This is a genomic window from Dysgonomonas sp. 520 (assembly GCF_010501095.1).
Taxonomy (GTDB): Bacteria; Bacteroidota; Bacteroidia; order Bacteroidales; family Dysgonomonadaceae; genus QVMP01.
Map to the genome: position 1 here is coordinate 79,657 of NZ_QVMP01000007.1, position 13,748 is coordinate 93,404.

General features: G+C 38.5%; 11 protein-coding genes. 8 read left to right on the plus strand and 3 right to left on the minus strand.

Going from position 1 to position 13,748, the window contains the following annotated elements; translation table 11 throughout:
- Nucleotides 1-23 precede the first annotated feature (23 nt).
- From D0T56_RS05355 to D0T56_RS05365, 3 genes are all read right to left on the minus strand, one after another.
- Nucleotides 24-458 carry a GNAT family N-acetyltransferase gene (locus D0T56_RS05355; protein ID WP_163319204.1) on the minus strand — a complete coding sequence of 145 codons (435 nt, stop codon included), beginning with the start codon at nucleotides 456-458 and terminating at the stop codon, nucleotides 24-26.
- Between the two features lie 5 nt (nucleotides 459-463).
- Complete coding sequence (locus D0T56_RS05360) at nucleotides 464-2,722, minus strand: aconitate hydratase (protein WP_163319108.1); 2,259 nt, start codon at nucleotides 2,720-2,722, stop codon at nucleotides 464-466.
- Nucleotides 2,723-3,060: 338 nt separating this feature from the next.
- Nucleotides 3,061-3,705, minus strand: a complete 645-nt coding sequence (locus D0T56_RS05365; protein ID WP_163319109.1) for an NAD(P)-dependent oxidoreductase — start codon at nucleotides 3,703-3,705, stop codon at nucleotides 3,061-3,063.
- 155 nt (nucleotides 3,706-3,860) lie between these two features.
- Here D0T56_RS05365 and radC point away from each other — a divergent pair, with 155 nt between their 5' ends.
- The 8 genes from radC (at nucleotide 3,861) to D0T56_RS05405 (ending at nucleotide 13,681) form a co-directional block, all read left to right on the plus strand.
- On the plus strand, nucleotides 3,861-4,562 hold the full coding sequence (radC, locus tag D0T56_RS05370) for a DNA repair protein RadC (protein ID WP_163319110.1): 702 nt from the start codon (nucleotides 3,861-3,863) through the stop codon (nucleotides 4,560-4,562).
- A gap of 17 nt (nucleotides 4,563-4,579) precedes the next feature.
- Nucleotides 4,580-5,518, plus strand: a complete 939-nt coding sequence (locus D0T56_RS05375) for a hypothetical protein (protein ID WP_163319111.1) — start codon at nucleotides 4,580-4,582, stop codon at nucleotides 5,516-5,518.
- Between the two features lie 4 nt (nucleotides 5,519-5,522).
- Nucleotides 5,523-6,770: an NAD(P)/FAD-dependent oxidoreductase gene (locus tag D0T56_RS05380; protein ID WP_163319112.1), complete on the plus strand. Its 1,248-nt coding sequence runs from the start codon at nucleotides 5,523-5,525 to the stop codon at nucleotides 6,768-6,770.
- A 20-nt stretch (nucleotides 6,771-6,790) separates the two neighbouring features.
- Nucleotides 6,791-7,108 carry a metal-sulfur cluster assembly factor gene (locus D0T56_RS05385; protein ID WP_163319113.1) on the plus strand — a complete coding sequence of 106 codons (318 nt, stop codon included), beginning with the start codon at nucleotides 6,791-6,793 and terminating at the stop codon, nucleotides 7,106-7,108.
- A 15-nt stretch (nucleotides 7,109-7,123) separates the two neighbouring features.
- Complete coding sequence (locus tag D0T56_RS05390; RefSeq protein ID WP_163319114.1) at nucleotides 7,124-7,918, plus strand: UDP-2,3-diacylglucosamine diphosphatase; 795 nt, start codon at nucleotides 7,124-7,126, stop codon at nucleotides 7,916-7,918.
- Between the two features lie 25 nt (nucleotides 7,919-7,943).
- A complete protein-coding gene (locus D0T56_RS05395; protein ID WP_163319115.1) occupies nucleotides 7,944-9,872 on the plus strand; it encodes an NAD(+) synthase in 1,929 nt (642 codons plus the stop codon).
- Nucleotides 9,873-9,953: 81 nt separating this feature from the next.
- Nucleotides 9,954-11,201, plus strand: coding sequence for a DUF5103 domain-containing protein (locus D0T56_RS05400; protein WP_163319116.1), 1,248 nt, complete (start codon nucleotides 9,954-9,956; stop codon nucleotides 11,199-11,201).
- Between the two features lie 113 nt (nucleotides 11,202-11,314).
- Nucleotides 11,315-13,681, plus strand: a complete 2,367-nt coding sequence (locus D0T56_RS05405) for a sodium-translocating pyrophosphatase (RefSeq protein ID WP_255491058.1) — start codon at nucleotides 11,315-11,317, stop codon at nucleotides 13,679-13,681.
- The last annotated feature ends 67 nt before the right edge of the window (nucleotides 13,682-13,748 follow it).

Here is a 13,748-nt window from a genome sequence, read left to right on the forward strand (position 1 = left end):
TTTGTTTTATTTTACAGATCATGTTATAATATTAAATCACAATTTCGTTCAACGTGATTAATTGTTGCTCCGAGATTTTCATAAAATTTTATAGCAGTTGCATTCCAGTTTGAGACTTGCCATCTCATTTTTGTACAATTTTCCGATCTTGCATATTCTATAACTTTATTTATCAGCCTCGTACCTAAGCCTTTACTTCTATGTGATTCACACACATAAAGGTCGTCCATATATAGGGTTTTTCCGGTCCATGTATAATATGCAAAGAAAAAGACGGTATATCCAACAATATCATCATTTTTGTCTACTGCAACAAAACCCTTGAACAGGTCTTTTTCAGCTTTCATTTTATCCACCGAATTTATCATTAATTCAGGCAGCTTTTCAAAGATTGCAAACTCTTTGAATAGAGATATAAGTTTCTCGAAATGAGATTCATTAATTTCTACAATATCCATCTCTATCATTTTTTCTTCATATAATTCAATGCACTACCTGCTTTGAACCACTCTATCTGAAGCTGATTGTAAGTATGTGCTACATCGAATGTTTCTGTTGTTCCGTCAGAATGTTTCAACTCAACTTGCAAGTTCTTTTTCGGTTGAAAATCAGCCAAACCGATGATGCTTATTTTATCATCTTCCCTTATTTTGTCATAATCATCTTTATTCACAAAAGTAAGGGCAAGCATTCCTTGCTTTTTCAAATTGGTTTCGTGAATCCGTGCAAACGATTTTACGATAATAGCTTTCACATTCAGAAAACGAGGCTCCATTGCAGCATGTTCGCGCGAAGAACCCTCCCCGTAATTTTCTTCTGCAACAACTATCGAACCAATTCCTTTAGCTTTAAATTCTCTTGCCAATTGCGGAACAGCCTCATATTCGCCGGTCTCGCTATTCAATACGGAATTAGTTTTATCGTTGAAAGCATTAACAGCCCCAATCAGCATATTATCAGAGATATTATCCAAATGTCCACGGAATCGCAGCCAAGGTCCTGCCATCGAAATATGGTCGGTCGTACATTTTCCCTTCGCTTTTATCAATAGTGGTTGATCTGTAATATCTTTTCCATCCCAAGCCTTGAAAGGCTGCAATACTTGCAGGCGTTGCGATTGCGGATCAATGGTTATTTCAATATTACTGCCATCCGCAATAGGCTCTGCATATCCCAAGTCTTCCACACCAAAGCCTTTTTTCGGTAATTCGTCACCAACAGGCTCTTTCAGCATCACTTTTTCACCTTTATCATTGATCAAAGTATCTTTCATCGGGTTGAAACACAGATCTCCGGCAATTGTCAATGCCGCCACAATTTCGGGCGAAGACACAAATGCGTGAGTATTCGGGTTTCCGTCGTTACGTTTCGCAAAATTCCTGTTGAATGAGGTGACAATAGAATTGGGTCTATCAGGATTGTCCGTTTCACGCTTCCACTGACCGATGCAAGGCCCGCAAGCATTAGCCATGATGGTGGCTCCGGCATTTTCAAACTCTTTCAAAATTCCGTCACGTTCGGCAGTGTACCTTACCTGTTCCGACCCCGGATTTATTATAAATTGAGCTTTTACGGAAACGCCTTTTTCTTTTGCATCTTTCACTATCGACGCTGCTCGTGACATGTCTTCGTAAGAAGAATTGGTGCAAGAACCTATCAATCCTACTTCCATCGCCTGAGGATAACCCTTTTCTTTCACCACTTTTGCAAACTCAGACAAAGAATGTGCGGCATCGGGTGTAAAAGGTCCATTTACCTGAGGCTCCAGTTCGTTCAGGTTTATTTCAATGATGCGGTCGTAATACTTTTCGGGGTTCGCTTCAATTTCTGCATCAGCCTTCAAATAATCTTTTACCGGACTGATAACATCCACAATATCTTTGCGCCCTGTGGCAATCAAATATTCTTCCGACTTTTCGTCGTAAGGAAATATCGAAGTTGTAGCACCCACTTCCGCACCCATATTACAGATAGTCCCTTTGCCTGTGGCCGAAAGCGAGCGTGTTCCTTCTCCAAAATATTCAATAATTGCATTTGTGCCTCCTTTTACGGTCAAGATACCGGCCAGCTTCAGTATAACATCTTTTGCCGATGCCCATCCCGACAATTTTCCGGTCAGTTTCACGCCGATAATCTTAGGCATTTTCAGTTCCCAAGGCATCCCGGCCATAACGTCTACGGCATCAGCTCCACCAACTCCGATGGCTATCATACCCAGACCTCCCGCATTGGGTGTATGCGAATCTGTCCCGATCATCATACCTCCCGGAAAAGCATAATTTTCAAGAATTACCTGATGAATAATACCTGCGCCGGGTTTCCAGAAACCGATTCCGAATTTGTTGGAAACATTGCTAAGGAAATCAAAAACTTCTTTATTGGTTATCTCGGCGGTTTCCAAGTCAGGTTTTGCCGATTTATATGCCTGTATCAAGTGATCGCAATGGACGGTTGTTGGCACGGCAACGCGTTGACGCCCCGAATTCATCAATTGCAAGAGAGCCATTTGAGCCGTAGCATCCTGCATAGCCACACGATCGGGTGAAAAATTCACATAATCTTCGCCACGTTTATAGTCTTTCAAGGCTTCGTCTTTCGACAGATGTGCATATAGTATTTTTTCGGTGAGAGTCAAAGGTCTGTTTAATACATCTTTTGCTGTCTTTATTCTTTGTGGTAACGATTCGTACACACTTTTAATCATTTTAATATCAAAAGCCATTATTCTATATCTTTTAGTTGTTTTCCTGTGAAAATGAGTAGCAAATTCAAAGATACATAAATTTACTTATTTTACAATATGGTTTGGTTTACAACGTATAATTATTACATATAAAAATACGTTTCCGCCTGTCAATACAATCAAAGAAGTCATCTAGACTTTTTAAATTATACTTAATTTTTGAGTTTTTGTCATGTTGAACGTAGTGAAACATCTAAAAAACAGATCCTTCGATACTCTCAGGATGACAAAATTGAATAAAACGAAAAAGTCTAGACTGTTTCAAAGTTAAAATACTGACAAACAGAAACATAAAGAATAACTATATGAATCAAAATTCAATATCCTGCCGTAAATTGCTGTCGTGAGAATTTATGGTTTTCAACTTCGTCGGCAATAGCAACAGCCAAATCTTCAACAGAAAGTGTACTTTCTCCATCCTTTCCGAAAACAGGCGAAGTTGTACCTAAACGGTATTTTCCCGTGCGTCCGGTCTTTATCCCTGCATGCATATTGATTGCCGGAGAAAAGAATTCCCAGTCAATTTCTTTTTCATCTTTCAACTTGTTCAGATAATCTTTTACCGACAATGCACCGGGTTTTATTTCTTCGGGAAAATCGTCTCCGTCAACTATTTGTTTTCCATCAATATACAAACTGCCGGCACCTCCTATCACAATCATGCGTTTCACGCCGGCATCTTTAACTGCTTTATCGATTGTAGCAAATCCTTTCATATTATCTTCATAAAGATTGGGATTTGCCCAACCTGCATTGAATGCACTGACAACTACATCACTGCCCTTCAAGGCTTCTGCCAACTTTTTTTCATCGTTTGCCACATCAATATTCACCAACTTAGCTTTTTCCGTAATTTTTGAGGTGTCACGGGCAATTGCCGTTACCTGATAGTTGCGCAATGCAAATTCTTTTAACAATGCTGATCCAACAAACCCTGTTGCACCGATTAATGCTATTTTCATATCTTTATCATTTTTACATTTGTAGTAATGAAACAAATTATCTCCCGACATTGTTTTTCCTGTATCATACAACACAATGGATTATCAAAAACTTTAAAGAAAAATTATATCATAAGAATAAAGTGTTATATCTTTGATTATTATTTTCGGAGTTGATGACAGACCTTATACACAAATTGAAAATTACAGACTGGGCTGTGGAAGACCGTCCACGGGAGAAAATGTTATTGAAAGGAATAACATCGCTTTCCGATGCGGAACTCTTGGCCATACTCATTGGTTCGGGAAATAAGGACGAAACGGCTGTCGAATTGTCGAAACGCATACTTCATTCTGTAAGCAACGATTTGAACTTGCTCGGAAAACAGACAATAAAAGACTTGACAGGAAAATTCAAAGGTATTGGAGAAGCTAAAGCCATAACTATTGCTGCTGCAATGGAATTGGGGAAAAGGCGCAAATCGGCAGAGGCAGATATCAATCCGCAGATAAGAACCAGCAGAGACATCTTTGATATATTTCAGCCAATGCTTGGCGACTTACAGCATGAAGAAAGCTGGATTCTGCTTTTCAACAGAGCAAATAAAATCATAAAGAAAGTCCTGATAAGTAAGGGTAATATAAGAGGTGTTGTTATAGATAACCGTCTGATTATAAAGGAGGCAATAGAGAACAATGCAACCAGCATAATTCTTATTCACAATCATCCTTCGGGAAATGCATATCCTAGCGGAAATGATAACCAAATAACAAATAAATTGAAAGGGGCATGTGCTCTATTCGAAATATCTCTTCTTGATCACATAATAGTTTGTGATACCGATTATTATAGCTATAAAGATAAAGGAACAATTTAAATATTTAAAACTAGAAAATGGTAGCATTAGTATTTATTTACAACCATCGGTTCGACAAAAATATACCAATATTGGAAGACATATACAAAGACAGGTTTAGCAACATATTTCATCTGATGCCTTTTTATGATGGTGATAAAGAAAATGTTATACCCATATATGAACATTCCTTTTATTTTCAGGGTTATATAGCTCAGGCGAGTAAGATATTGAAAGAGAAAGGAAATTTTGAACATTTCATGTTCGTTGGTGACGACTTATTGTTGCATCCATCTGTCAATGAGAACAATTATAAAGAATTCTTTACTATATCATCCGACGAGTCATTCACAACTTTCATTCACGATTTGATGAAAACCGGTGAATACTGGGATTTATTTTTGATGCATAAGGCTCAATTCTTTGAAATTCCATCCAGTCCCGGAACAGGCTTGGAGATATCGAAAGAATTGCCTTCGTATGAAGAAGCATTGAAGAGGTTTAAAGAAAAAGGATTTGACGAGCCTTATATTCTTCCGGAACATGTATATAAATTGCCCAAGAGAACCGATTTCAAGAAGAATATATTTGGAGAATATTATTACAGAAAAAGAAAAAAAGAAGTAGAGAACCTATTGAAACAGGATAAAGTGAAAGTTTCATATCCCATAGTTAGTGGGTTCTCCGACTTGCTCATCATTCCGAAAGGTGATTTCAGCCTATTTGCCAGATATTGCGGACTATTTGCTGCAGCAAGGTTGTTTGTAGAACTGGCTGCCCCAACATCAATGATTTTGACATGCAAAAAAATAAAAACACAAGACGACCTGAATAGAAAAGGTGTTCTCTTGTGGGATAACGACAGAGAAAAATTTGAAAAAAAATATGATAATTCTTTCGATAAATTATTTTCAAATTTTCCGGATGATGCTCTATACATACATCCGGTAAAGTTATCAAAATGGACTAAAAACTAAATTAATGAAAATAGCAATTATAGGTACAGGAATTTCCGGTTTGTCTATGGCTAACCTACTGAAAGACAATCATAAGGTTGTGTTATTTGAGAAACAAGACAGATATGGAGGATTGGTGAAGTGTGATATTGTAGATTCTGTTCTTTTCCACAAAGTGGGCGGTCATGTGTTCAATTCTCGCAATCAGGACGTTTTGGAGTGGTTTTGGTCACATTTCAATCGGGATGAAGAATTTATCAAGGTGAAAAGAAATTCCAAGATATTTTTTCAAAACAAAATAATCGGTTATCCAATAGAGAATTACATCTACAACTTTGATAAAGAAACAGTAACCTCGATTGTAAAGGAACTGACAGAGCACGAAGAAAACGATAAAATATCTCCTTTCGAATATCCCAATTTTGAAGAATTTTTGAAAAGTAATTTTGGAGAAACCCTTTACAATCTGTACTTTAAACCCTACAATAATAAAATCTGGAGAACAGACCTATCCACTGTTCCAATGCAATGGCTTGAAGGAAAATTGCCTATGCCAAATTTTCAGGAGATAATGGTTAGCAATATTGTCAGGGAAGAAGAAGATACAATGGTACATTCATCTTTCTTTTATCCAAAAAAAGGCGGATCTCAGTTCATTGTCGACAGACTGGCTCAAGGTCTTGACATCCGAACAAGCAAAGAGATAGATCGTATTGTGAAAGAAAACGGCAAATATACCGTTGATGGAGAATCGGGGTTCGATAAAATAGTTTTCTGCGGAGATGTGAGAAAAATGCCTGATTATATGGAAAATATCGTATCTCAAAAGATTGACATATCACGCTTGAAGACTTTACGATCGAACGGAACCTCAAATCTTCTTTGCGAAACCGACGAGAATGATTATTCATGGCTCTATATCCCGGAAGAATCGACACGGGCGCACAGAATTATATATACAGGAAATTTCGCCCCATCAAATAACGAAAATCGAAAAAGGAAAACTTGCGTTGTGGAGTTTTCAGGAAAAACAGACTACGAAGATATGGTACAGGAAATAAAAAAACTCCCCGGAAATCTGTCCCCTATTCATTACAACTACGAGCCAAATTCGTATGTCATCCAAAGTTTCGACACAAAAGAATTGATACTGGAAACAAAAGATATCCTTGAAGAAGAAAACATATACCTGTTGGGGCGTTTTGCCGAATGGGAATACTATAATATGGATAAATGTATCGAATCGGCGATGTATTTATCCGAAAAAATGTAACTTTATCAACAAAAACGATTATGAGTACAGATCTGTTAAGCATGGAAGAAAACATCGTAAAGATGCTGAAAACCGTATATGATCCTGAAATACCGGTCGATATATATAATTTAGGTTTGGTGTATGGCGTAGACATAGACGACGACAAAAATGTGACTATCACAATGACGTTGACAGCACCAAATTGCCCTGCGGCCGATTTCATTTTGGAAGATGTTCGCCTCAAAATAGAATCGATTCCGGAGGTTAATAATGTTATTGTCAACCTCACATTCGAACCTGAGTGGAACAAAGATATGCTCAGTGACGAAGCCAAACTGGAATTAGGATTCTTATAACCGGAGAAAATTTAAGTGGATAAAAAAGTTTATTTCATATCAGATGTTCATCTAGGTTCGGCTTCACATCGGAAGAACTATTTGAAAGTACGTGACAATAAAGATGTGGGCGAGTTTGAAGCGGAACATGAAGTGGAGAGAAAACTCTGCCGATGGTTTGACATGGTGAAGGCCGATGCGAGAGCAATCTACCTGATGGGTGATATATTCGATTTTTGGTTCGAATACAAAAAGGTTGTTCCCAGAGGTTTTGTCCGTGTATTAGGAAAAATTGCGGAGCTATGCGATTGCGGCATCGAAATCCATTTTTTTGTGGGAAACCATGATATCTGGCTAACGGATTATTTGTCGAACGAATGTGGTGTAATTGTTCATTCACAACCAATGGTGATGGAAATCCTTGACAAGAAATTCTTTTTGGCTCATGGCGACGGATTAGGAGATAAGTCGAAGTCATTTAAAATGATACGCTACATTTTTCATAACAAGTTTTGCCGTTTTCTGTTTGCGGGCATACATCCCCGTTGGGCTTTGGGATTGGCACATGTGTGGTCGAACCATAGTCGGGAAACGGGAGATATGTACGGATATCTGGGCGAAGAGAAAGAGTATCTGGTAAAATTTGCGAAGGAACAGTTGAAATTGGCACCGAACATCAATTTCTTTGTATTCGGTCACAGGCATATTATCCTCGATCTGATGTTGTCTCAATCCAGCAGGGTTATTATTCTGGGCGATTGGATTACACATTTTTCGTACGGGGTATTCGATGGAAAAACATTCTCTATGGAATTGTTCGAAAATGAATAGTATAAAATTATAAAGCGAAAAGGCTATGAATAATTACGGTTTTGTGAAGGTTGCAGCTGCGTCACCTAAAGTAAAAGTAGCAGATTGTGTGTTCAATACAACAGAAATACTGAAAATCGTATCAGAAGCTGAAGATCTGGGTGTTCAGGCAATTCTGTTTCCTGAAATGAGCTTAAGTTCATATACTGCCGCAGACTTGTTTTTTCAACGGTTGCTGCTTTCGGAATGTGAAAATTCATTGTCGAAAATATGCCGGTATACAGAAGATTACAATATAATAATCATTGTAGGCATGCCATTGGAAATATCGAATCGCTTATATAATATTGGTGTTGTTTTACATCAAGGTAAGATACAGGGCATTGTTCCCAAAACTTTCCTACCCAATTATAATGAATTTTATGATAAACGTTGGTTTGCTTCATCGAGAGAACTGAAACAAACGGAGATTAGCCTTTGCGGGCAAAGGGTTCCTATCGGGATAGATTTGATTTTTGAAACACCCGATTTCAATTTTGCCATCGAAATGTGCGAAGACCTTTGGACTCCGATACCTCCATCATCTTTACATTCGATTCACGGGGCTGACATTATTTTCAACCTGTCTGCCAGTCCTGACAATGTTGGGAAAAACGATTACAGGAAAAGCCTGATAATCCAACAATCGGCAAGATGTATTTCAGGATACATTTATGCGTCGGCGGGCAATGGTGAATCTACTACCGATCTTGTTTTTTCGGGTAGTTGCATGATTGTTGAAAACGGAGAAATTATATCCGAATCGGAACGCTTTTCTTTCGATAATCAGCTTATTTCTTCTGAAATAGATGTTGAGAAGTTAAGAAACGACCGTGTAAAAAATAAATCTTATACTATTTCCGAATACAAACACCTTGATGATGTATCGTATCGGTATATTTCTATCAATCAAGAATTTAAAAAGATAAAACTGAGCAGGTCAATCAACCCGACACCGTTTGTTCCTTCACCTGCAAGCATGAACGACAGATGCTCAGAGGTTTTTTCGATCCAGATTGGAGCTTTAGCAAAAAGATTGCTCCACACAGGCATCACAAAAATGGTTGTGGGGGTATCCGGTGGGTTGGACTCAACTTTGGCGCTTCTAGTCATGGCAAAGGCTTGCGACAAACTGAATATTTCCCGTAAAAATATTTACGGAATCACAATGCCGGGATTTGGGACAACAGACCGCACCTACAAAAATGCCGTCTCCCTGATGGAATCACTGGGAGTGTCTACCGTCGAAATATCTATAAAAGACGCAGTTATGCAACACTTCAAGGATATAGGTCAGGACGAAAATCTGCATGACATTACGTACGAAAATTCACAGGCTAGAGAACGCACCCAAATTTTGATGGATTATGCTAATAAGATTAATGCCTTGGTCATAGGCACTGGCGATATGTCGGAGTTGGCACTTGGCTGGTGTACCTACAATGGCGACCACATGTCTATGTATGCTGTAAACACAGGGATTCCTAAAACATTGGTTAAGAAGCTCGTACAATGGATTTCAGACACACAGGTAGATACTCAATCGGAGGATATATTGCACGACATTATTGATACACCTGTCAGTCCCGAACTTCTGCCTGCGAAAGATGGAAAAACATCTCAGATAACCGAAGATACCGTTGGTCCGTATATTTTACACGATTTCTTCCTTTACTATATGCTACGCTTTGGCTTTGAACCAAAAAAAATATTTTATCTTGCCCAGGTTGCATTTAAAGATAAATACGACAAGAGTGAAATATTGAAGTGGCTGAAAACTTTTTATTGGAGATTCTTTAGCCAACAGTTCAAAAGGTCATGTATTCCCGACGGGCCTAAGGTTGGATCAATAAACCTCTCACCTCGTGGAGATTGGCGTATGCCTAGCGATGCGTCATCGGCTTTGTGGCTTAAGCAGATTGAAGGATTAGACTAATAATTATTGTGAAAGGATTGTTTCTCATGAGTATAATACGAAAGATATTTTTTATTCAAAAAAATAAAATGTAAGAAAACTATGAAACATAAAATCATATTAATCATTATAATCAATCTTCTTTGCTTAAATATTATTGCTCAAGTATATAAAACGCAACCAACTAATTCTGAAATACATACCATACAGGTGAAAGCCAATGACAATTGGCTCAAATATCCTGTTATCGAGTTGAACTCTTCCGACTATATAACTATAAATTTCGACAGGCTTGGTGACAATGCTTCCGACAGGTTGCGCTACAAACTCATACATTGCAATGCAGATTGGCGTCCTTCTTCTTTGTCTGACATCGAATACCTGAATGGGTTTAACGATAATCTGATAGAAGATTACGCCCTGTCTATGCGAACAACTGTTGAATATACTAATTTTCAGTTTCAACTGCCAAACGATGATGTGAGGCTCTTGCAATCAGGCAATTATGCCGTTCAGGTATATGAAGAGGACGATTACAGCAATGTCTTGCTCACGGCTTGTTTCTCCGTTGTAGACACACAGGTAAAAATCAATGCCACAGTATCTTCCATAACCGATATAGATGCAAATAAAGAGCATCAACAGGTTTCTTTCGATATTTCGAAGCAAAGCATCAGGTTGAATGACCCCTTCAGCGAATTGAAGATTTATGTCAGGCAAAATGACAGGCTTGACAACGAACGAAAGCTACTGAAACCGACCTACATACAAGCTGATAAGTTGATATATGAACATAACAGGGAGTTGGTTTTTGAAGCCGGAAACGAATACCGTCGTTTCGAATCGCTCAGTTATCGTTACAACGGACTGAATATCGAAAAAACTACTTTCATCAATCCATTTTACTATACTTTCCTCTATCCCGATAAAGTGAGATCCGGTAAGACATATAGCTACGATGAAGATAAAAATGGGCGTTTTCTCATAAGGAATGGTGAATCGGGCGAGCCTGATACAGAAGCTGACTATTTTGTCACAACATTCACTTTACCAATGGAGTACCCCTTGATTGAGCCTGTATATCTGAACGGAAATTTTTCTTACAATACATTCTCCGACAAATATTTGATGAAATACGATGACATGGAGAAACAATACAAAACCTCTTTGCTGTTGAAGCAAGGCGCATACAACTACCAGTATCTTACAAAATTGGGGAATAAATTTAGTACCCAAAAAGTAGAAGGAAATAACTACGAAACGGAAAACGAGTATTCAATAATGATTTATTTCCGTCCACAAGGGCAACGACATGACAGTTTAGTAGGCTTTTTGACTGTTAAAAAATAATAATTGCCAATTTTCAAAGATATTTTTCACTTTTTAAAGCTATTTTGAGTCTTTTTTATTTATTTTTATCAAAAGTTAAAGTTAAACCTAAAACTAACTAAACAATAAAAGACATGAAAAACATGAAAAAACTATTGGCGTTAGCCCTCCCCTTTTTTCCGGCTATCGCTATGGCTAGCGAGGCCGACCTGAAAGTGCCCGATCTGGGAAGTGGTTATTACTTATTGCTATGGGGAATGATAATCCTCTTGTTTGGTGTTGCATTCGGAGCAGTGCAATTTATCAATATAAAAAATCTACCCGCCCATAAATCAATGCTCAACGTTTCGAAAACCATTTACGAAACTTGCAAAACCTATCTTATCCAACAAGGAAAATTCCTTATCTATCTACTTGGCATTATAGCTGTTGTACTTGTCCTTTACTTCGGATTTCTGTCAGAACCTGATATAGTGAACGATGGCAAAGTAAGCCGAGGAATGTTTCTTGTATATGTACTGATCTGGACAGTATTGGGTATAGCCGGTTCGTATGGCGTTGCCTGGTATGGTATCAGAATCAATACTTTAGCCAATTCACGTACGGCGTTCGCTTCATTGCGCAAACGTCCTTGGGATGTAGTAAATATTCCGCTTAAAGCAGGTATGAGCGTGGGCGTAATACTTATTACCGTAGAACTTATAATGATGTTGGCTATTCTTCTGTTTGTTCCGGGAGACATTGCTGGTGCATGTCTTATTGGTTTTGCCATTGGAGAATCGTTGGGTGCTTCGGCTCTTCGTATTGCGGGAGGTATTTTCACTAAAATTGCCGATATTGGCGCCGATTTGATGAAAATAGTTTTCAACATAAAAGAAGACGACCCTCGCAATCCGGGAGTAATTGCCGACTGCACGGGTGATAACGCAGGCGACAGTGTTGGTCCTACTGCCGACGGATTTGAGACTTATGGAGTTACAGGGGTTGCCCTTATTTCGTTCATTATCTTGGCAATAACAGGAGGTGAAGTTCAAGCGCAATTTATTGTATGGATATTCGTTATGCGTCTGATGATGCTATTTACTTCAATATTCTCTTATTATATAAATAATATTATTGCTAAAGCAAAATATAGCGCAAAATCAGCATTTAACTTTGAAAATCCTCTGACTGCTTTGGTCTGGATAACTTCTATCGTTTCCATCATTGCTACATACATTGCAAGCTATTTTCTTATCGGAGGAATGGAAGCCGGATTGTGGTGGAAATTGGCAAGTATCATTAGTTGCGGAACTTTAGCCGCTGCCGTTATTCCCGAACTGACAAAAGCGTTTACAAGTTCCGGCTCACGCCACGTACAAGAAGTTGTAACTGCTTCGCGCGAAGGAGGTGCTTCATTGAATATCTTATCCGGAATAATCGCAGGAAATTTCAGTGCGTTCTGGAAAGGTTTAACTATTGCCGCCTTGATGTTAGTTGCCTATCTCATTTCTATGCAAGGGCTTGATGCTGTGATGGATTATCCTTCTATTTTTGCGTTTGGTTTGGTTGCTTTCGGTCTTTTAGGTATGGGGCCTGTTACGATTGCAGTTGATAGTTATGGACCGGTTACTGATAATGCGCAGTCTGTTTTCGAATTGTCACGTATCGAACATTTACCCAATATTACGGAAGAGATAAAGAAAGACTTCGGATTTGATCCCGACTTTGAAAAAGGAAAAGAATATTTGGAAGAAAACGATTCGGCAGGGAATACATTCAAGGCTACGGCAAAGCCTGTGCTTATTGGTACTGCTGTGATTGGTGCTACAACGATGATATTCTCCATCATTCTGGTATTGAAAGAATTCGGATTGTTAAATATCAGTCTGACCGATGCTCCCGTTCTGCTAGGTTTTATTTGCGGAGGTGCTGTTATTTATTGGTTTTCAGGTGCATCCATGCAAGCTGTGGCTACAGGAGCATACCGTGCGGTTGAATATATCAAGAAAAATATCAATCTTGACAAAGATGAAGCTGACATAAAAGATTCGAAAGAAGTTGTGAAAATCTGTACAAAATATGCGCAAGTGGGTATGTGGAATATTTTCCTTGCACTGCTATTCATAACTCTGGCATTTGCATTTATGGATCCGAACTTTTTTGTTGCATACCTGATTTCGATTGCTGTGTTTGGTCTGTTCCAGGCAATATTTATGGCTAATGCCGGAGGAGCTTGGGATAATGCGAAAAAAATAGTGGAAGTGGAACTGAAAGAAAAGAATACTCCTTTACACGAAGCTACGGTTGTGGGTGATACTGTGGGCGACCCATACAAAGACACATCGTCTGTGGCATTGAATCCAATTATCAAGTTCTCCACCCTATTTGGTTTATTAGCTGTGGAAATTGCTATCACAGAGCAACTTTGCCAATATAGTGTTTGGATCGGACTTGGTTTTCTGATAATAGCCCTCGTGTTTATCTATCGTTCGTTCTACTCTATGAGAATAAAATCTTGAATCAGATTCTAAATTAAATAGAAAACGGTGTCCGTCATATTTTTTGAAGGACACCGTTTTTATTTTG